Consider the following 18421-nt stretch of genomic DNA (forward strand, 5'->3'; position numbering starts at 1 on the left):
AGCGAAGCAACGGCGACCTCAACGCATAATTATGGTAAATTGCACTCCTTTTTGTTCGTTTTATAGTTGATACGTTGCTCTAATGTCGAAAATTTGGTCAAAAGAAGAGACTCTCTGGAGTTTCGCCCTCTACGGCACTGCCGTGGGCGCAGGAACCCTGTTCTTGCCCATTCAGCTCGGCTCTGCTGGCGCAATTGTCCTGCTGATCACCGCCCTTGTGGCGTATCCCTTAACCTACTGGCCGCATAAAGCGCTGGCGCAATTTATTCTGTCGTCGAAGACGAAAGGCAACGAAGGGATCACCGGTGCCGTTTCCCATTACTACGGCAAAAAGATCGGCAACCTCATCACCACGCTCTATTTCGTGGCCTTCTTTGTGGTGGTTCTGATTTACGCGGTGGCGATAACCAACTCACTTACTGAACAGCTGGCGAAACGGATGACGGTGGATACCAGCGTGCGGATGCTGGTGAGTTTTGGCGTGGTGCTGATTTTGAATCTGATCTTCCTGATGGGGCGGCACATCACCATTAAGGTGATGGGTTTCCTTGTCTTTCCGCTGATCGCCTATTTCCTGTTTGTCTCGCTGTATCTGACGGGCAGCTGGCAGCCGTCGCTTCTGACCAGCCAGATGGCCTTCGACCAGCATACACTGCACCAGGTGTGGATATCGATCCCGGTGATGGTTTTCGCTTTTAGCCATACCCCGATCATCTCGACCTTCGCCGTAGATCGTCGCGAGAAATACGGTGAAGAGGCTATGGGTAAATGCAAAAAAATCATGAAAGTGGCGTACCTGATCATCTGCCTCAGCGTGCTGTTCTTTGTGTTCAGCTGCCTGCTTTCGATTCCACCGTCCTATATCGTGGCGGCAAAAGAGGAAGGGGTGACGATCCTGTCCGCGCTGTCGATGATGCCTTCGTCCCCGGCATGGCTGGGCATTTCCGGCATTATCGTGGCAATTATAGCGATGTCGAAATCGTTCCTCGGCACCTATTTTGGCGTGATTGAAGGGGCAACGGAAATTGTGAAATCGTCGCTGAATCAGGTGGGTGTGAAGAAAAGTCGTGCCTTTAACCGCGCGGTTTCGATTCTCGGCGTGTCGCTGATTACCTTTGCGGTCTGCTGCATCAACCCGAATGCGATCTCCATGATTTACGCCATTAGCGGTCCGCTTATCGCCATGATCCTGTTCATCATGCCGACGCTGTCGACGTACCTGATCCCGTCGTTAAAACCGTACCGCTCCATCGGCAACCTGCTGACGCTGATTGTGGGTGTGCTGTGTGTGTCGGTGATGTTTGTCGGTTGAATGTGCTGCCCGGCGCAATGCCGGGCATCTGTTTTACGCCCGAATATCGTCATACTCCCGCGTATTATCAAACTCATGCTTCGCAAACGGACACAGCGGGATAATTTTACGGTTCTCCCCGCGCATCTTCTCTACCACCTTCGCCACCAGCTGCTTACCCACACCCTGCCCTTTCAGGCTCGGATCCACATCGGTGTGCTCGATGATGCTCAGATGCTCGCCGGTCGGGACAAAGACGATCTCCGCAACCTGATTGCCTTCGGCGTCGTTGACATAAAACTTGTTATGGCCTTCAAGAATATCCATGGTTCCTCACTTATTTTAGGCGGTACTTCAGCGCACCGCTCGGGCAGGTATCAATTACGCGCGCAACAGTTTCTGCATCCACTTCATCCGGTGCGATCCAGGGTTTACGCTTCAGGTCGAACAGCGCCGCGCTGCCGCGTACGCAGTTGCCCGAGTGTTTGCAGATCCCTGTGTTGAAGTAGACATCGATTTTCTCACCGGTATAGGCCCGGTACCCTGCATCCAGTAGCTCCTGATCCATGACATTGCCTCTGTAATTATTGTGGTGACAAATGCAGCATACCCTCACCCGATCCGCCTGACCACGTCAAAAACGACGATCGGATACACTGTTTCGGCTCGTTATTTCACTTCTCGCTTAAGACTATTCCGATTATAAAGACTCAGGTCGGTAAGATATATTTTTGCGCTACGTCAATTCTTGTAATCATTTCCGCCGCGTTCACATTAAGATTATTAGCTAAGCGGAATCCTAACGACACAATTTATTTCCCCCTAAGCAATGGATTTACTTCCGATTTTCAAAAATCGTAACGAAGCGGTATTTCCCCCGCATCTCTGGAAATGGTTCAAAACAACCCAGACAGGAAATTTGACTCTTCTCACATAACGACTAATGTTAATTTCTGAACGACAACTGATACGAATTACTTATCGTATCACCTGACATAAACGCAACATGAGGGTTGATATATGGCAGAGCAACATCGTGGTGGTTCCGGTAATTTCGCGCAAGACCGTGAAAAAGCATCAGAAGCTGGACGTAAAGGCGGCCAGCACAGCGGCGGTAATTTCAAAAACGATCCGCAACGCGCATCTGAAGCGGGTAAGAAAGGGGGACAGAACAGTCACGGCGGGGGCCGTAAATCTGATAACTCCTGATCTTATTTAAAGCTCTTCTAAATATACCGAGAGCATGCTGCGGGCCTGTCGGCTCGCAGTACCTTCCCTTTATTTCACTGGAGCGAATATATGAATATGAAAACTGTTGAAGATGTATTTATTCACCTGTTATCCGATACCTATAGCGCTGAGAAGCAGCTGACCCGCGCGCTAAGCAAGTTAGCCCGCGCCGCATCAAGCGAGAAGCTGAGCGCTGCGTTCACGGCTCACCTTGAGGAGACGCAGGGACAGATCGAACGTATCGATCAGATTATTGAGCAGGAATCCGGCCTCAAGCTGAAGCGCATGAAATGCGTTGCAATGGAAGGCTTAATTGAAGAAGCCAACGAAGTTATTGAGAGCACTGAGAAAAACGAAGTGCGTGATGCTGCATTAATTGCCGCCGCACAGAAAGTCGAGCACTACGAAATTGCCAGCTACGGCACCCTGGCCACCCTGGCTGAACAATTAGGCTATAAAAAAGCCGTTAAACTTCTTGCAGAAACGCTGGAAGAAGAAAAAGAAACCGATCTCAAATTAACCGATCTGGCTGTCGGCAATATTAATCAAAAAGCCCAGAAAGGATAAATAAAAATTTGATGAGCATCAGCACCAACAATTAACCAGAAAATAAATCACAGGAGTTAATTATGAATCATGTAGAACACTACCATGATTGGCTACGCGATGCCCATGCGATGGAAAAGCAAGCCGAATCCATGCTGGAATCAATGGCCAGCCGTATTGATAATTATCCCGACTTACGTGCACGAATTGAACAACACGTTAATGAAACTAAACACCAAATTACCGTGCTGGAAGACATTCTCGACCGCAATAATATTTCCCGTTCGGTCATAAAAGATTCCATGAGCAAAATGGCTGCGCTCGGCCAGTCCATTGGCGGCATGTTTCCTTCCGACGAAATTGTTAAAGGCTCCATCAGCGGCTACGTTTTTGAGCAGTTTGAAATTGCCTGCTACACCTCTCTGCTGGCCGCGGCCAAACAAGCGGGCGATACCGCCTCCATTCCAGCCATTGAATCCATTCTGGAAGAAGAGCGCCAGATGGCGGACTGGCTGATTCAACATATTCCACAGACGACGGAACAGTTCCTGCTGCGCTCCGACGCGGACGGCGTTGAAGCGAAAAAATAACGGAAGAGGGAGAAACTATGTTTCGACACGTAAAACAGCTGCAATACACAGTACGCGTAGCCGAACCGAATCCGGGTCTGGCTAATCTTCTGCTTGAGCAGTTTGGCGGGCCACAGGGCGAACTTGCCGCGGCATGTCGTTACTTTACGCAAGGATTGAGCGACGACGATCCCGGTCGTAAAGATATGCTGATGGATATCGCGACCGAGGAGTTAAGTCACCTGGAAATTATCGGCACCCTGGTGGGTATGCTTAATAAGGGTGCGAAAGGTGAACTGGCGGAAGGCGTTGAAAATGAAGCGGAGCTGTACCGGTCCATGACCGAAAACGGCAACGACAGTCATATCACTTCCCTGCTCTACGGGGGCGGTACTCCGCTCACTAACTCCGCAGGCGTACCGTGGACGGCGGCGTACGTGGATACCATTGGCGAACCCACCGCGGATCTGCGCTCTAACATTGCGGCCGAGGCGCGCGCCAAAATTATCTACGAACGGCTTATTAACGTAACGGACGATCCAGGTGTTAAAGATGCGCTGGCGTTTTTAATGACGCGTGAGGCAGCACACCAGCTTTCGTTTGAGAAGGCGCTCCAGTCGATCCGTAACAACTTCCCACCGGGTAAATTGCCGCCAATCGAAGAGTACACCAACAAGTACTACAATATGTCTGAGGGGGGAGAAGTTCGCGGAAGCTGGAACAGCGATAAGCACTTCGACTACGTGGAATCTCCTCAGCCAGCGGTCGATGGCGGTGACGGCGGCGCAAGCGTAACGCTCACAACAGAGCAGGCTACGCTGGTCAAAGCAATGTGCGCACGTACGAAATCCGATCCTAAAGCCGATCCGCTTACCGGTGCCGAGCTTGGCGCGGGTAAGAAAAAACCGTAACCGGTTTTGCCAGGCAGCCTGAGGCTGTCTGGCAATGCCTTGTGGGCTATCAGTTCCAGAGGTACGGAGCATGTTCGAGCTTGATGCGTTTCATCTGGCCAGGATACAGTTCGCCTTTACCGTCTCTTTCCATATTCTCTTTCCGGCAATCACCATCGGGCTTGCGAGCTATCTGGTGGTTCTCGAGGGCATGTGGCTTCGCACAAAAAATGATGTCTGGCGCTCGCTTTACCATTTCTGGCTGAAAATTTTCGCCGTTAACTTTGGTATGGGCGTGGTTTCCGGGCTGGTAATGGCTTACCAGTTTGGGACTAACTGGAGCGGATTTTCCCAGTTCGCAGGCAGCATAACCGGCCCTCTGCTCACTTATGAAGTCTTAACCGCCTTCTTCCTCGAAGCCGGATTCCTGGGCGTGATGTTGTTCGGCTGGAACAAGGTCGGCCCCGGCCTGCACTTCTTTGCCACCTGCATGGTAGCGCTGGGCACGCTGATGTCCACCTTCTGGATCCTCGCCTCCAACAGCTGGATGCACACCCCGCAGGGCTTCAGTATTCAGAACGGTCAGGTCATTCCCGAAGACTGGCTGGCCATTATTTTTAACCCCTCATTCCCTTACCGTCTGATCCATATGTCCATCGCCGCCTTCCTGTGCAGCGCCTTGTTTGTGGGCGCGTCCGGGGCATGGCATCTGCTGCGCGGCAACGACACGCCCGCTATTCGCAAAATGTTCTCCATGGCCATGTGGATGGCGCTGCTGGTCGCGCCCATCCAGGCAGTCGTTGGGGATATGCACGGCCTGAATACGCTTGAGCATCAGCCTGCCAAAATCGCCGCGATTGAAGGCCACTGGGAAAATCCGCCCGGCGAGGCTACCCCGCTGCTGCTGTTCGGCGTACCGGATATGGAGGAGGAGCGCACCAAATACGGGCTTGAAATTCCGGCGCTCGGCAGCCTGATCCTGACGCACAGCCTGGATAAACAGGTCCCGGCGCTGAAAGATTTTCCGAAAGAGGACCGCCCGAACTCGCTCATCGTCTTCTGGTCTTTCCGCATTATGGTCGGCATGGGGCTGCTGATGATTACGCTTGGTGTGCTGAGCGTCTGGCTGCGCTATCGCCGCCGACTCTATCACTCGCGACCATTCCACTGGTTTGCCCTGTTCATGGGGCCAGCCGGACTGCTTGCGCTGCTCGCCGGGTGGGTCACCACCGAAGTGGGCCGCCAGCCGTGGGTCGTCTACGGCTATCTGCGCACGATAGATGCGGTGTCTCTGCACAGCACGTTGCAGATGAGCATCAGCCTGCTGGCCTTTATCGTGGTCTACTGTTCAGTATTTGGCGTGGGTTATGTTTATCTCGCCCGGTTGATAAAGAAAGGGCCGCAGCCTGTCGGCACGCTAACGTCTAATACGTCGGGCACCCCTGCCCGTCCGCTGTCCGCCGCCGAGTCTGTTCCGGAAGAGGAGAAGATCTGATGGGCGTCGATATCCCGGTCATCTGGTTTGCCATTATTGTCTTCGCCACGCTGATGTACATCATCATGGACGGTTTCGATCTCGGTATCGGCATGCTGTTCAGCTTTGTGGGCGATGCCAAAGAGCGCGACGTGATGGTGAACAGCGTCGCACCGGTCTGGGACGGAAATGAAACCTGGCTGGTTCTCGGCGGTGCGGGGCTATTTGGCGCGTTTCCGCTGGCCTACGCGGTGATTATCGATGCCCTGACCATCCCGCTCACGGCCATGCTGATCGGGCTTATTTTCCGCGGCGTGGCATTTGAGTTTCGCTTTAAGGCGACCCCTTCCCACCGCAAATTCTGGGACTATTCTTTTGCTGGCGGTTCCCTGCTGGCAACCTTCAGCCAAGGGATCGTGGTCGGCGCGATGATCAACGGCTTTGACGTGGAAGGGCGACGCTTTGTGGGCTCCTCGCTGGACTGGTTAACCCCGTTTAACCTGTTCTGCGGGCTGGGTTTGATTGTCGCCTATACCCTGCTGGCTACCACATGGCTGATCATGAAAAGCGAAGGCGCGCTGCAAAACCGGATGCGTGAGCTGACCCGGCACGTGCTGCTGGCACTGATCGCCGTTATTGCGGTGGTGAGTATCTGGACCCCGCTCGGCTGGCAGTTTGTCGCCGAGCGCTGGTTTACACTGCCTAACTTCTTCTGGTTCCTGCCGGTTCCGGTTCTGGTGGCGGTATTCAGCCTGTGGATCTGGCGGCTGACGCGCAATCCCGACAGCCATGCCCGTCCGTTCCTGTTAACGCTGGGCCTGATTTTCCTCGGCTTTAGCGGACTGGGCATCAGCCTGTGGCCACACATTATCCCGCCGCACATCACCCTGTGGGAAGCCGCCGCGCCGCCTGCCAGCCAGCTGTTTATGCTGATCGGCACGCTGTTAATCATCCCGGTGATCCTGGTTTACACCGCCTGGAGCTACTACGTCTTCCGGGGCAAAGTGTCTGATACCGAAGGTTATCACTAAGGATTGCTATGGCAGGCTGGCATACACGCGCCATTATTTACCAGATTGATACCGCCCTGTTTTACGATCTTAACGGCGATGGTTGTGGCGACATCGCCGGGATCGCCGCGAAGCTGCGCTACATCCGCCGGATGGGCGCGACGGTTATCTGGATCACCCCGTTTTACCTCACCCCTTTTCTCGATGAAGGCTATGACGTAAGCGACCATTTGCAGGTCGATCCCCGCTTCGGCAAGCTCAACGATATCATCGCCTTTATTGAACAGGCGCGGGAGCTGGGGATGAAGGTCATTATTGAGCTGCTGATCCAGCACACCTCGGATGCGCATCCCTGGTTTCAGCAGGCCCGCCGCAACCCGCAGTCACCCTACCGTGACTATTATCTCTGGTCTGACACGGACGAGGACGATACGCCACCGATGTTCCCCGGCGTGGAAAAGAGCGTCTGGACATGGGACGACGAAGCGGGGCAATACTACCGGCATATGTTTTATCACCACGAACCGGATCTCAATCTGGCCTCCCCGGCGGTGCTGAAGGAGGTTGAGAACATCATCATCTTCTGGCTAAAGCTCGGGGTGTCGGGCTTTCGCCTGGATGCAGCGTCGCACCTGACAAAACAGGCCGGGCGTGGAGATGAAAAACGCGGCCTGTGGATCCTGGAGCATCTGCGCCGTCTTATCGAACAGCGCAATCCGGACGCGATCCTGCTCGGCGAAGTCGACGTGGAGGTCGACGCCTACAAAGATTATTTTGGCCAGAATGACCGGCTCAACCTGGTGCTGAATTTCTGGCTCAATAAGTACTTTTACGTCAGCCTTGCAGAGAAGAGCGCACGACCGCTGCGCAACGCGGTGAAAAAGATGATTGTGCCGCCGGACTCCTGCTGCTTCGCCAACTGGCTGCGCAATCATGATGAGCTGGATCTGGAAGGGATAGGCAAAAAAGCGAAGCAGACCGTCATTGATGCCTTCGCCCCTGATGAAGAGATGAGCGTGTATCAGCGAGGGATCCGCCGCCGTCTGGCGCCGATGCTTAAGGGCGATCGAAAGCGGCTGGCCTTTTGCCATGCGGTCTTGTTTTCGCTGCCGGGCGTACCGGTCATGCGCTACGGGGATGAAATTGGAATGGGCGATGATTTAGATCTGGAGGAGCGTTACGCCGTACGCACCCCGATGCAGTGGGCCGGATCGCAGGGCGGCGGTTTCTCAGATGCCGACCCGGAAACCTTTATCGCCCCAATGATTGACCATGGTCCGTACCGCTATCAAAAAATCAACGTGGCGGATTCGCTGTTGCACCGCAACTCCCTCCTGCACTGCATTATCGATATCGCCAATACGCGCTCGGAGTTTCCTGAGATCGGCGTCGCGCCGTTTCGTCTTATTACTATCGACAACGATGCGGTACTGGGGATCTATTACGAAACCGACACGCGCAGCATTCTGACCTTCGTTAATTTCAGCGATAAGCCCGTTAATTTTACCGCCAGAGGGATCCGGCATGCGACCTGGACCGCATGCCTGGCGGACAAACGCTACGACGACGCGCTGGTATGCGGCAAAACCGTCGCACTTAACCTCAGCGGCTATGGCTACCGCTGGTTCTGGACCGATCGTACCGCACTGCGCTGATTATCGTCTCCGCGAGAGCAGCAGACGCGCCACGATCGCGCCCGTGACGGCGAGGGAGCCGAGCAGCACTTTCCCCGGCATGCCGGAGGTAACGCTGGTGGCGCGCTCTTTTGCTTCGTCGGTGAAATGCCCGTGGATTTTATGCAGATCGTTAACCGGCTGATCCAGATAGTCCTGACGGTCATCCGCATTTAGCGTATCGGTCATCTGCCCTTCCCAGGCCTTTTTAACCATCAGCCGGTCCAGAAAACCGGGGAAAAAAAACTGCCCGACAATCGACTGGACAGTGCTGCTGCCCACCCACAGCTCCCGCACCGGTTTCTGCGCCACCTTAAAAATAGCGCTGGCAGCCACTTCCGGCTGAAACACGGGAGGAACCGGGCGCATCGCCCAGGCAAATTTATTCCTCGCCCACTCGAACTGCGGCGTATTGAGGCCCGGCATCTGTACCATTGCGATCTGCACCCGGCTGTTTTCATGCATCAGCTCGGTGCGTACGGCATCGGTAAATCCGCGGATCGCGGCCTTCGCGCCACAGTAGGCTGACTGCAAGGGAATGGAACGGTAGGCCAGCGCGGAGCCAACCTGAATAATCGTTCCGCGATCGCGAGGGGTCATTAACTCCAGCGCGGCGCGGGTGCCGTTAACATAGCCCAGATAGGTCACCTCGGTGACGCGGCGAAACTCCTCCGGGGACATGGTGCGAAACGGCGCCAGCATCCCGCCCATGGCGTTATTCACCCACACATCGATGGCTCCAAGCCGGTATTCAATTTCGTTAGCAGCATCGGTCACCGCCTTGCTGTCCGCCACGTCGGCCTGAACGGCACACGCGTTGATCCCGAAACGGCGCAACTCCTCTTCTGTGGAGCGCAGGCTCTGCTCATCGCGGGCAATAATGCCTACATCGTAGCCCGCCTTAGCAAAGTGCAGCGCTGTGGCTTTCCCCACGCCCGCCGTACCGCCGGTAATAACGATAACAGCCATAGCCTTTCCCCTTGTCTCAGACGTTATCCCATCCGGAGAGTATTTCGATCAGTTCAGACAGCGAATAACGCACCGCTTTTTCCACCACATCCTGACATTCACCGGAAAACAGCACGGTGCGGGTTTCCGTCTGTCCGCGAATATTCCAGCCGAAGCAGACCGTACCGGCTGCCGTGCCATCGTCTCCGCCTTCCGGTCCCGCATAGCCGCTGATGGCAACACCAATATCCGCCTCGGCAATATCGCGAATTTTAGCGGCCATCTCAGTAACCGTTTGTTCACTGACGGCGGTGAAGCGCCCAATCGTTTCGTGCCGCACGCCGAGGATCCTCTCCTTCGCCGCATCGCTGAACACCACCATGCCAACGTCATAAAATTCCGCCGTGTTCTCTTCGGCACAAAGCGCAACCGCGAGATTACCGCCGGTGCAGGACTCCGCCGTGGTTAGACGCAGTCCTCTTTCTGTGAGCGTCGTGGCAAGCTTTTTCGTCAGCTCGCTGATGGTCGTATTATTATCGTGAATAAGGTTGCTCATGGATGTGCCCCTTAGTTAATTTTCTTCAGGAATAATTGAAATATGGCCGTTACGCTCAAGGATCGCGTACTTAATATCCTTTAATTCCGTTATGCCGTGGTTCTGGCGTGCTGAAACCAATATATCATCGCAGGATACATCGACTTTTTTCAGTTTATCCGCAATGGGAATACCATTCTCTACCAATATCACCGGGGTGCCATCAAGAACATTCTCAACAGAAGAAGAATATTTTTTAATCAGGCCAAAAATAATATCCACCACCACCAGCGTTGTTATTGTAATCATCGCACCGGTGACGGAAAAATCTTCGCCCAGTAGCGCCTGCTGCGTCGCCTCACTGATAATTAAGAGCAAAATAAGGTCAAAGCTGGTCATTTGCAGCAGGGCGCGCCGTCCGGCGACTTTAAACACGATCACCAGAAACAGGTATATTGCCAGGGCACGAAAAACCATGTCCATATTCGACTCCTAGGGGTAAATAAACTGCCAGAAGCGGATATCTGGCCCGTTGTTTACGCGGATGCTGTTTGTCCATTTCCCTGCTTTTGTCGGCGTGATGAACAGCAGGACGGTGAACTTATCGCTCTGTTTCAGATTGTCGTAAACGAGAAACAGGGTGTTCCCCCGGCTATACATGCTGTCCGGCTGCGGCCAGACGCTGCCCGGCTCATATACGTCGCTGCTTTCGCTGGTCAGGCTGAGAATATATTTACCCTCAGACGCCACCGGAAACGTCAGCGTCATCCGCGATTCGGTCTGGCGGCGGCCGAAGCGCTCATAGCTCAGGTTCAGGGATTTTGCTTCGTTTGTTTTCTCCACGTCGCTAACCGCGCCGCTGGAAAACAGGCCGGCTAACGCGGCCACGATAATACCTAACAGTACAATAAAACCCACCTGACGAAATGCATACTCAAACGTCAGTAAACGATAACTCTCTTTTATCCCAGGCACTTTTTCATTTTTTGGTTCCATGGCTTTTGTCACCGTTTCGCTTAATTGCCGAAATTTTTGATTTTTCTACGCAAATGCTTTTAAGACTTATCACATTTGCCACATAAAGGAATAGCAACAATACTTAATAAGTCAAGACATCCAAAATGAAGGATATCAGATGAAATTATCAGTGATTTCAGCCTTGTTAATATTAATTATCCCTTCCGCATGGGCAGATAATAACGGCGGGTTACAAAAGGGTGAAGCGCCGCCACCGCCGCATGCCCTGGACAGTGGTTATCGTGGTACCGATGATGCGCGCATTATGACCATTACTCAGGCAAAAGAGATGCATGATGGCGCCTCTATTTCATTGCGCGGCAATCTTATTGATGGCAATGGCGATAAATACGTATTCCAGGATAAAACCGGGAAAATCGACGTTATTATCCCGAAAGCCGTATTTGACGACAGAACCGTGGAACCTGACAACATGATCAGTATTAGCGGCTCGCTCGATAAAAAATCATCCCCACCCGTAGTGCGGGTCAGCCACTTGCAAAAATAATTCAGCGAAGCGTTAACGCTGTAACTATCCATCAAATCTCACCCCTAACAAGGAGTTAGCTATGAGTGATAATGAACAACGTACGAACGCTTACCCAACGCCACCTTTCCCGGAGCAGCCCCAGACGCCACCGGGCCTGGCCTCTGAAATGGACCCTGTTCCCGATCACGGCGAGACAAGCTACAAAGGGCATGGCCGGCTTACCGGTAAGAAGGCGCTAATTACCGGGGGCGATTCCGGCATCGGACGCGCGGTAGCCATTGCCTATGCCCGCGAAGGGGCAGATGTCGCCATTAACTATTTGCCGGAAGAGGAAGAAGACGCTGCGGAAGTGATCGCCCTGATTAAAGCGGAAGGACGGAATGCCGTCGCGCTTCCGGGCGATGTGCGGGACGAAACTTTTTGTCAGAACCTGGTGGAACAGGCCGTCGGAAAACTGGGCGGGCTGGACATCCTGGTGAATAACGCAGGCCGCCAGCAGTACCGTGAGACGCTGGAAGAACTGACTACGGAAGATTTTGACGCGACCTTTAAAACCAACGTCTATGCGCCTTTCTGGATCACAAAGGCGGCGTTGCGCCACATGAAAGCTCCCGCTTCCATCATTAACACCTCATCTGTACAGGCGGTAAAACCGAGCGCCGTACTGCTTGACTATGCGCAGACCAAAGCCTGTCTCGCGGTGTTTACCAAAGCGCTGGCGAAACAGCTGGGTCCGAAAGGGATCCGCGTGAACGCGGTAGCGCCCGGACCTTACTGGACCGTGCTCCAGCCCAGCGGTGGGCAGCCACAGGAAAAAGTGAAACATTTTGGCGAGAGTACCCCTCTGGGACGCCCGGGACAGCCCGTGGAGATCGCACCGCTGTATGTCACTCTGGCCTCGGATGAGTGTTCATACACCTCCGGGCAGGTCTGGTGTTCAGACGGCGGGGATGGCGTCATCTAGCGCTCAAGCAGCGCAGAGTGTAGGCCGGGTAAGGCGAAGCCGCCACCCGGCAAATTGTTGCAGGCGAATGCTAAAGGGCTGCGAAAGCAGCCTTTCTTACATTTAAGGGGTGACGACAGGAAACCAGAAACTGAAGCTCTCCATGCAGCGCAGCATTTCGTCTACCTTCGCGGCGTTGCCGACGATCGTCACCTCTCCTGCCTGTTGCGCCTTTTTCAGCGTGGTCTCCTTAAGGATGATTTTGTTCAGCGTTTCGCGGCTGAGCGTAATGGTTGCATCCGGATCTTCTGCCTGGATATTGGCACTGTGGTTTAGCACGCCATTCTCCAGCTCCAGCTTATACCTGCCGCCCTCGCGGCCTAAATCAACGTTAAAAACGCCTCTGGCATTCGCCGCTCTGACGCCGTTAAGGTGAACGCCGAAGTAGTCAAAAATCATCTCAGTCGACATGGCACGGACCGCATCCGGGCTGGCGGTTTTGGGCGTCGGCTTTATCTTCACGCCGTTACGCAACTCTTGCGCACCGGTGAGGTAGGCGTTACGCCACGGCCCTGACTCCGCATGGTATCCCAGCTGTTCAAACGCATCGGCTTCCAGTTCGCGCGCCGCCTTATTATTCGGATCGGCAAAAACGACTTTACTGACCACCTGAGCCACCCAGCGATAATTCCCCCGGGCATAATCGACACGGGCTTTTTCAAGGATTGCGCGGGCTCCGCCCATGTAATCGACATACTTTTTCGCCGCCTCGACCGGAGGCAGTTCATCGAGCGTCGCCGGATTGCCGTCGAACCAGCCAAGATAGTAGACATAGGTGGCTTTGACGTTGTTGCTTACCGAGCCGTAATAGCCACGGCCTGCCCAGGATTTAGCCAGCCCGTAAGGCAGGGCGAAATTAGCGGCTATTTCATCCCTCGTCAGCCCCTTATTCGCCAGTCTGAGCGTCTGGTCGTTGATATAGCGGTAGATATCACGCTGGCTTTTCATCAGCTTCACCACTTTTTTGTTACCCCACGTGGGCCAGTGGTGCTGAGCGATAATGATTTCCGCTTTATCACCCCAACGATCGATGGCGTTATTGATGTACTTTGACCATGCCAGCGGATCGTGTATTTTCGCCCCGCGCAGCGAGTAGGTATTGTGCAGGGTGTGAGTGACGTTCTCTGCTGCTTCGATCAGCTTTTTCTCTTCCACATACCAGAGCATTTCAGACGGTGCTTCCGATTCCGGCGTCAGCATAAAGTCATAGGTGAGACCGTCAATGACCTCTTTCTGCTCCTCTTCGGTAATAGAGTGAGTGGGCGCGATGAGCGTGACCGTTCCGGCTGAGGTGGTAGTCCCCAGACCTGCCCCCACCTGCCCCTTCACACCGGGCTTCAGCAGGTTTCCGTGGATATAGCTGGCACGGCGGCTCATGGCGTTTCCGGCCATGATATTTTCCGATACCGCCTCTTCCATAAAACCGGCTGGCGCATAGACTTTCACTTTGCCGGACATTACCCCGGATTCATCAATTACGCCACGCACGCCGCCATAATGATCGACGTGGCTATGGGTATAAATAACGGCAACAACCGGACGTTTGCCGCGATGCTTAACGTAAAGATCCATGCCCGCTTTAGCCGTTTCCGCAGACACCAGCGGATCGATAACCGTGATCCCCTCTTTGCCCTCTATGATTGTCATATTCGACAGATCGAGGTTGCGGATCTGGTAGACGCCTTCCGTGACTTCAAACAGACCGCCGATATTATTCAGCTGCGCCTGACGCCACAGGCTCGGGTTGACGGTATCCGGCGCTTTTTGCCCTTCTTTGATAAAAGCGTATTTCTGGGGATTCCAGATAACGGCGCCTTTTTCACCTTTAATCACCGCAGGTGGCAGCGGGGCAATAAAGCCTTTATGCGCATTTCGGAAATCGGTTTTATCAAAGAAGGGCAGTTGACCATACAGTGCATCATTCATTTGTTTCGTATGGGCAGTGGCTTCCTTCACCTCCTTTTGTGCCAGGACAGGCAATGAGATCAACGAGGCCAATAGCAGACCAGCAACGGCCATCGCACTAACGAGAGTTTTAAATTTCATACATCCTCGAGGCGTCATATTCACGCTGGCGGTACATGGGGGGAAAGGAGGCTATCACCGGGCTTTTCTTTTACCTATGGAAATAACGTTTATAAATAAATAAGTTTATTCTTTCGTCGCTGCGGCCTTCAGGGATAATGCTGAGTCCAATTATTTCCCCGGAGTGATTCGATGAAGAGCCTGCCGTTCTTTTTCGCTATATTAAGTCTGAGCACATTAACAGCATGTAGCTCTCCACCACCAGACAACGTTGAAAAGATTAATCATCTGCAAATTCCGCTGGTATTACCGGGGGAAAAACCGCCGCAGGCACAGATATCTCATATCGCGTCTCTTTATCAGGAAAATAAACAGCAGATCGATAACTTAACGCGCAGCGTAAAATCACAGTATCTTCAGGACACTACCGCAAAAGAAATTTTTGTTGCGGACAGCGCTGTTCAACGCGTTTACGCCTCGCTGACCAAACTGGAACAGTTAGATATGGTTAATCAGCAATACCTGAAAGACAATAATGTCACGGGCCTGCAAAATATTCATATTATGCTTGAACCGTTATTCGCCAGCTGATAACAAAAAACCCGGCAACATAGCAGCCGGGTTTTTCTTAATCGCCATATCACATGCATCAGTCGTACTGACCAAAGCGATAGCTAAGCCCTGCGGTGACGGAACTCAGGTCGCTGCTCACACCGATCTGGTTTGCATTACCCACATTGCTTACCCACTGATATTCCAGGCGGCCAGCCCAGTTTTTATTGAAGGCGTATTCAGTACCCACAGCTGCAAGCGGGCGCACACCGGTTTCAAAACGATTGTGACCACTTACATCGGATTCAGCGCGATAGCCCATCGCACCGGCACGGCCGTAGATATCCCAGTCATTGGTCAAGGCATAGCTGGCCTTCAGGGACATTTGCAGACCCTGCGTCTTCATTTGCGCCCCTGCGCCATGCTGACCCTTGATCTGCATGTTGCCTAAATAATCATAACCGCCTTCTACCGCAAGCCATGGGGTAATCTGGTAACCCGTATAAACACCCCCACCGACATTATCATGGTCAAAATCGAAGTGGTCGGAATTATTGTTATCAAACGCTTTTGAACCCATATTGGTATCAAAATAGTGTGACCAGCCGAATTTCGCTCCGCCATACCAGGTGCCCGCATCAGCGGCGGCGAACGCGGAAGTGGCGTTAAACGCATTAACCATAATCAAAGCGATAAATGTCTTTTTCATAAATATACCGTTTACTTAATAAAGATAAAACTTAGAAAGCAAACGATATAGAAAATTAACAGCCTCGTTAATTCCATTTCTGTTTAATTTTAAACTTCCCCTAGAATGATTCAGGTAAGTGTCTGACTTCAAGCAAATACCCACCGCGCTTAAAGGAGATATATTCTCCCTGTTTAAGGGCGGATAATACATTGAGTATACTACTGCGAGAAAGCAGCGTACGATCCTGAATATATTCCAGTATCGTGGTACGCAAACGCGTCTCCTCCGGGAGCAAAATCATTTCCTGAAGGTGGTTACGAATAACGGAATAGGTACGCTGCTGGAGTACCTGCGCATCACGGAATATCAAATAGGCCGTATGGTATGAGAGCAGCGCTGCGACATCCTCCCAGACGCCCTCGGCACGGAATAACTCGGCCGCCTTGTCCGCATCGAGACGTAAAATGGTCGACTCCCTTTCCGCACGGAGAAAATGGCCTTGCGTAGGCTGGATCATCTCAGCAATACCAAACAAATGCGGCTCGTAAACGGTCACGACCACCAGTCCATCCGATGTCCGCAGCAGGGACAGCTCCCCTTCCAGAAAGAGGTACATCTGCTGTTTCCCCTTCCGTAACCAGGTGAGTCGCTTACGTGGAACAACGTGCACTTTCTCCGCTATCGGCTCAAGGATAGCGGTCAGTCGTTCGATGGATTTTTCGGGTCGAACAGGCGGTAAAATATGCATGGTACAACCTTCTGACATTCAGTATCTGCCATTATAGACCATATATTTTAAGCGGTTAGCCGATCAAAACTGATAGCTGTAGTTGACGCTGGCAAACCAAAGATAAGGATGGTCGTAACTTCCGGCAAACGCCACCGGCGATTTCACATGCGACGACTGCATATGAAGATACGACACGGCAATACCAATATTGCTGGCCGGGGTGATCTGATACTGGGCTCCCGTACCAAATCGCCACTCATCGCCGGTAGGTAAGGTTAAGGCCACATCGCTCTGGCTTTCATACGGCGAGCTGTCGAACGCCACACCGGCATTCAGTCGCCACTGAGGCGTTGGACGATACTGCACGCCCACCGCACCGTGCCACGTGTCCTTCAGGCGGCTGACGTTGTTAAGCTGCTGGTCCCCGACGACGATTTGCGGCGCGCCGAACTGGCTCCAGTCCTGCCAGCCGAGATCGCCCATAACCGACCACTGCGGGTTAATGTCATGCACAAGGCTGAGCATAATTTGCTGCGGCGCGCTGATTTGTGCTGACACCGGCAGGTCGTAGGTGCCGTTCTGTAGACGCGCGTTGCCGTCAATATTGAAGCTGTAGTCCGTTTCGCTGTTCCAGGTAATACCGGCTCGGGTCTGGTCAGTTAGCTGCATCAGCAGCCCAAGCCGATAGCTCATGGCCAGGTCTTCATCGCGTCGCCGGTAGTCATCATCGTTAACGCTGCGAGTCAGCGAGAAGTAACCGTAGTTAACGTTGGCGGACGCGCCAATCGAAAGACGGTCGTTAAGCTTATAGGCCAGCGAGGGGCTGAGCGTCATGGCTACCATGGTACTCTTTTTAATCAGCCTGTCGCCCGCCCAGCTGCCGTAGTCGATCCCCAGGCCGTAATTACCGTAAAGCCCGACCCCGGCATAAAGATTATCGGTCACCTTCTGGCTATAAAAGGCGCTGGCATTCGGGATGGTTTTCATCACATCACCGGGGCTTTGATGGGCATCGTTATCCAGCTGGTTGTCGATGGAGCCATCCATAACCTGTAACCCACCGGTGACCATATGATCCGGTAAGCGCGTCATGCCAGCCGGGTTGGTCATAATTGTAGAGGCATCCTGCGCACGAGCCGCCTGCCCTGCTCCGGCAAGCGCGGTATCTTCGGTGCCAGCTTCATAAAAATAGAGGGCGCTGGCATGGGCGCTGGAGGCAGCTAATAAGCCAGCGCACAGGAGGAGTCGTGTTTTCATCTGCGATCCGGGAAATAAAAAATTTGCCGACAGATATAACAGGGGCGATTGATTACGTAAAAAGAAAGAGGGTTTAATTTTAAATTATGCGCGCGCGTAATTATATTTATGACACTCCAGCGACAGTCGGAACAAAGGCACCGTGATTCTGCATGCACCGGGTGAGGAATTTCTTACAATGCCGTTTGTACTCGTTCGGCTTAAGACAAGCGTTACTCACTACTGGGATCGCCCTTATCCTCTCGCATGGATTCGATAAACTCCCGTTGCTCCGGTGTGAGTTCAAGCTCATCCAGCAGGCGATCTAACTCTTCTTCAGGCGATTCCTTTTGATTCTTTCTCTTCCCGCTAGCCATACTCACCCTTGAGGTATTAGGATTAATCTCAGGGTATCCAGGGTACAGGAAATGTGCAACTTAGCGTGTTATGCCATGAGTGATTCGTTGTTTAGCAAAAGCAGATTAAAAGCATATAAAATCACCCTTTACGC

22 protein-coding genes are annotated in these 18421 nt (G+C 53.0%); 11 read left to right on the top strand and 11 right to left on the bottom strand.

Features of this window, described 5'->3' with window-relative positions:
• Positions 1–82: 82 nt before the first annotated feature.
• A complete protein-coding gene (locus ACOTX2_RS13850; RefSeq protein WP_022649259.1) occupies positions 83–1312 on the top strand; it encodes an amino acid permease in 1230 nt (409 codons plus the stop codon).
• Between the two features lie 33 nt (positions 1313–1345).
• Here ACOTX2_RS13850 and ACOTX2_RS13855 read toward each other — a convergent pair whose 3' ends face one another.
• Together ACOTX2_RS13855 and yjdI are read right to left on the bottom strand one after the other, a co-directional pair.
• Positions 1346–1618: a GNAT family N-acetyltransferase gene (locus ACOTX2_RS13855; RefSeq protein ID WP_006811846.1), complete on the bottom strand. Its 273-nt coding sequence runs from the start codon at positions 1616–1618 to the stop codon at positions 1346–1348.
• 10 nt (positions 1619–1628) lie between these two features.
• Entirely contained in the window at positions 1629–1859 is a 231-nt protein-coding gene (gene yjdI, locus ACOTX2_RS13860) for a 4Fe-4S mono-cluster protein YjdI (RefSeq protein WP_022649260.1), read from the bottom strand.
• A 452-nt stretch (positions 1860–2311) separates the two neighbouring features.
• On the opposite strand from yjdI, the gene ACOTX2_RS13865 reads away from it, so the two are divergent.
• The 7 genes from ACOTX2_RS13865 to ACOTX2_RS13895 all read left to right on the top strand — a co-directional run bounded on the left by ACOTX2_RS13865 (position 2312) and on the right by ACOTX2_RS13895 (position 8665).
• A complete protein-coding gene (locus ACOTX2_RS13865) occupies positions 2312–2500 on the top strand; it encodes a general stress protein (RefSeq protein WP_022649261.1) in 189 nt (62 codons plus the stop codon).
• Between the two features lie 90 nt (positions 2501–2590).
• The gene (locus ACOTX2_RS13870) at positions 2591–3088 is read left to right on the top strand and encodes a ferritin-like domain-containing protein (protein ID WP_003862851.1); all 498 of its coding nucleotides are present in this window, start codon (positions 2591–2593) and stop codon (positions 3086–3088) included.
• 62 nt (positions 3089–3150) lie between these two features.
• Positions 3151–3657, top strand: a complete 507-nt coding sequence (locus ACOTX2_RS13875) for a ferritin-like domain-containing protein (protein WP_045308818.1) — start codon at positions 3151–3153, stop codon at positions 3655–3657.
• Between the two features lie 17 nt (positions 3658–3674).
• A complete protein-coding gene (locus tag ACOTX2_RS13880; RefSeq protein WP_022649263.1) occupies positions 3675–4547 on the top strand; it encodes a manganese catalase family protein in 873 nt (290 codons plus the stop codon).
• A gap of 70 nt (positions 4548–4617) precedes the next feature.
• Entirely contained in the window at positions 4618–6021 is a 1404-nt protein-coding gene (locus tag ACOTX2_RS13885) for a cytochrome ubiquinol oxidase subunit I (protein ID WP_063147423.1), read from the top strand.
• The gene (gene cydB, locus ACOTX2_RS13890; RefSeq protein WP_022649265.1) at positions 6021–7031 is read left to right on the top strand and encodes a cytochrome d ubiquinol oxidase subunit II; all 1011 of its coding nucleotides are present in this window, start codon (positions 6021–6023) and stop codon (positions 7029–7031) included. The genes ACOTX2_RS13885 and cydB overlap by 1 nt, the downstream gene beginning before the upstream one ends.
• An 8-nt stretch (positions 7032–7039) precedes the next feature.
• Positions 7040–8665, top strand: a complete 1626-nt coding sequence (locus tag ACOTX2_RS13895; protein WP_045622067.1) for an alpha-amylase family protein — start codon at positions 7040–7042, stop codon at positions 8663–8665.
• Here the strand turns inward: ACOTX2_RS13895 and ACOTX2_RS13900 are convergent, their stop codons facing one another.
• From ACOTX2_RS13900 to ACOTX2_RS13915, 4 genes are read right to left on the bottom strand one after another with little or no spacing between them, the layout of a single operon-like run.
• Positions 8666–9652 (bottom strand): SDR family oxidoreductase, encoded by a 987-nt coding sequence (locus ACOTX2_RS13900; protein ID WP_063147422.1) that lies wholly within the window; start codon positions 9650–9652, stop codon positions 8666–8668.
• A gap of 16 nt (positions 9653–9668) precedes the next feature.
• The gene (locus ACOTX2_RS13905) at positions 9669–10187 is read right to left on the bottom strand and encodes a 2-oxo-tetronate isomerase (protein ID WP_063147421.1); all 519 of its coding nucleotides are present in this window, start codon (positions 10185–10187) and stop codon (positions 9669–9671) included.
• A 15-nt stretch (positions 10188–10202) separates the two neighbouring features.
• The gene (locus ACOTX2_RS13910; RefSeq protein WP_022649269.1) at positions 10203–10649 is read right to left on the bottom strand and encodes a DUF421 domain-containing protein; all 447 of its coding nucleotides are present in this window, start codon (positions 10647–10649) and stop codon (positions 10203–10205) included.
• A gap of 9 nt (positions 10650–10658) precedes the next feature.
• Complete coding sequence (locus ACOTX2_RS13915) at positions 10659–11162, bottom strand: hypothetical protein (protein ID WP_063147420.1); 504 nt, start codon at positions 11160–11162, stop codon at positions 10659–10661.
• Between the two features lie 139 nt (positions 11163–11301).
• Between ACOTX2_RS13915 and ACOTX2_RS13920 the strand changes: the two genes are divergently transcribed.
• Positions 11302–11691 carry a YdeI family stress tolerance OB fold protein gene (locus ACOTX2_RS13920; RefSeq protein WP_022649271.1) on the top strand — a complete coding sequence of 130 codons (390 nt, stop codon included), beginning with the start codon at positions 11302–11304 and terminating at the stop codon, positions 11689–11691.
• A 61-nt stretch (positions 11692–11752) separates the two neighbouring features.
• Positions 11753–12637, top strand: coding sequence for an SDR family oxidoreductase (locus tag ACOTX2_RS13925; protein ID WP_022649272.1), 885 nt, complete (start codon positions 11753–11755; stop codon positions 12635–12637).
• A 102-nt stretch (positions 12638–12739) separates the two neighbouring features.
• On the opposite strand, the gene ACOTX2_RS13930 is transcribed toward ACOTX2_RS13925, so the two are convergent.
• On the bottom strand, positions 12740–14722 hold the full coding sequence (locus ACOTX2_RS13930; protein ID WP_421625925.1) for an alkyl/aryl-sulfatase: 1983 nt from the start codon (positions 14720–14722) through the stop codon (positions 12740–12742).
• A 171-nt stretch (positions 14723–14893) separates the two neighbouring features.
• Here ACOTX2_RS13930 and ACOTX2_RS13935 point away from each other — a divergent pair, with 171 nt between their 5' ends.
• A complete protein-coding gene (locus ACOTX2_RS13935) occupies positions 14894–15292 on the top strand; it encodes a hypothetical protein (protein WP_022649275.1) in 399 nt (132 codons plus the stop codon).
• 58 nt (positions 15293–15350) lie between these two features.
• Here ACOTX2_RS13935 and ACOTX2_RS13940 read toward each other — a convergent pair whose 3' ends face one another.
• From ACOTX2_RS13940 to ACOTX2_RS13955, 4 genes are all read right to left on the bottom strand, one after another.
• Complete coding sequence (locus ACOTX2_RS13940; RefSeq protein ID WP_063147419.1) at positions 15351–15962, bottom strand: outer membrane beta-barrel protein; 612 nt, start codon at positions 15960–15962, stop codon at positions 15351–15353.
• Between the two features lie 100 nt (positions 15963–16062).
• Complete coding sequence (locus ACOTX2_RS13945) at positions 16063–16692, bottom strand: winged helix-turn-helix transcriptional regulator (protein WP_022649277.1); 630 nt, start codon at positions 16690–16692, stop codon at positions 16063–16065.
• Between the two features lie 63 nt (positions 16693–16755).
• Positions 16756–17931: an OmpP1/FadL family transporter gene (locus tag ACOTX2_RS13950; RefSeq protein WP_023298534.1), complete on the bottom strand. Its 1176-nt coding sequence runs from the start codon at positions 17929–17931 to the stop codon at positions 16756–16758.
• Positions 17932–18143: 212 nt separating this feature from the next.
• Positions 18144–18287: a hypothetical protein gene (locus tag ACOTX2_RS13955; protein ID WP_058676772.1), complete on the bottom strand. Its 144-nt coding sequence runs from the start codon at positions 18285–18287 to the stop codon at positions 18144–18146.
• Between the last annotated feature and the right edge of the window lie 134 nt (positions 18288–18421).

The organism is Enterobacter cloacae complex sp. IR5412, assembly GCF_049237385.1.
GTDB classification, from domain to species: domain Bacteria; phylum Pseudomonadota; class Gammaproteobacteria; order Enterobacterales; family Enterobacteriaceae; genus Enterobacter; species Enterobacter intestinihominis.

Bases quoted from the DNA above. Each gene is read 5' to 3' on its own strand.
- ACOTX2_RS13915 (WP_063147420.1), bottom strand. From the start codon at position 11,162: ATGGAACCAAAAAATGAAAAAGTGCCTGGGATAAAAGAGAGTTATCGT.
- ACOTX2_RS13880 (WP_022649263.1), top strand. From the start codon at position 3,675: ATGTTTCGACACGTAAAACAGCTGCAATACACAGTACGCGTAGCCGAA.
- ACOTX2_RS13895 (WP_045622067.1), top strand. From the start codon at position 7,040: ATGGCAGGCTGGCATACACGCGCCATTATTTACCAGATTGATACCGCC.
- ACOTX2_RS13910 (WP_022649269.1), bottom strand. From the start codon at position 10,649: ATGGACATGGTTTTTCGTGCCCTGGCAATATACCTGTTTCTGGTGATC.
- ACOTX2_RS13955 (WP_058676772.1), bottom strand. From the start codon at position 18,287: ATGGCTAGCGGGAAGAGAAAGAATCAAAAGGAATCGCCTGAAGAAGAG.
- ACOTX2_RS13865 (WP_022649261.1), top strand. From the start codon at position 2,312: ATGGCAGAGCAACATCGTGGTGGTTCCGGTAATTTCGCGCAAGACCGT.
- yjdI (WP_022649260.1), bottom strand. From the start codon at position 1,859: ATGGATCAGGAGCTACTGGATGCAGGGTACCGGGCCTATACCGGTGAG.
- ACOTX2_RS13945 (WP_022649277.1), bottom strand. From the start codon at position 16,692: ATGCATATTTTACCGCCTGTTCGACCCGAAAAATCCATCGAACGACTG.
- ACOTX2_RS13905 (WP_063147421.1), bottom strand. From the start codon at position 10,187: ATGAGCAACCTTATTCACGATAATAATACGACCATCAGCGAGCTGACG.
- cydB (WP_022649265.1), top strand. From the start codon at position 6,021: ATGGGCGTCGATATCCCGGTCATCTGGTTTGCCATTATTGTCTTCGCC.
- ACOTX2_RS13900 (WP_063147422.1), bottom strand. From the start codon at position 9,652: ATGGCTGTTATCGTTATTACCGGCGGTACGGCGGGCGTGGGGAAAGCC.
- ACOTX2_RS13950 (WP_023298534.1), bottom strand. From the start codon at position 17,931: ATGAAAACACGACTCCTCCTGTGCGCTGGCTTATTAGCTGCCTCCAGC.
- ACOTX2_RS13850 (WP_022649259.1), top strand. From the start codon at position 83: ATGTCGAAAATTTGGTCAAAAGAAGAGACTCTCTGGAGTTTCGCCCTC.
- ACOTX2_RS13925 (WP_022649272.1), top strand. From the start codon at position 11,753: ATGAGTGATAATGAACAACGTACGAACGCTTACCCAACGCCACCTTTC.
- ACOTX2_RS13870 (WP_003862851.1), top strand. From the start codon at position 2,591: ATGAATATGAAAACTGTTGAAGATGTATTTATTCACCTGTTATCCGAT.
- ACOTX2_RS13875 (WP_045308818.1), top strand. From the start codon at position 3,151: ATGAATCATGTAGAACACTACCATGATTGGCTACGCGATGCCCATGCG.
- ACOTX2_RS13920 (WP_022649271.1), top strand. From the start codon at position 11,302: ATGAAATTATCAGTGATTTCAGCCTTGTTAATATTAATTATCCCTTCC.
- ACOTX2_RS13935 (WP_022649275.1), top strand. From the start codon at position 14,894: ATGAAGAGCCTGCCGTTCTTTTTCGCTATATTAAGTCTGAGCACATTA.
- ACOTX2_RS13885 (WP_063147423.1), top strand. From the start codon at position 4,618: ATGTTCGAGCTTGATGCGTTTCATCTGGCCAGGATACAGTTCGCCTTT.
- ACOTX2_RS13855 (WP_006811846.1), bottom strand. From the start codon at position 1,618: ATGGATATTCTTGAAGGCCATAACAAGTTTTATGTCAACGACGCCGAA.
- ACOTX2_RS13930 (WP_421625925.1), bottom strand. From the start codon at position 14,722: ATGAAATTTAAAACTCTCGTTAGTGCGATGGCCGTTGCTGGTCTGCTA.
- ACOTX2_RS13940 (WP_063147419.1), bottom strand. From the start codon at position 15,962: ATGAAAAAGACATTTATCGCTTTGATTATGGTTAATGCGTTTAACGCC.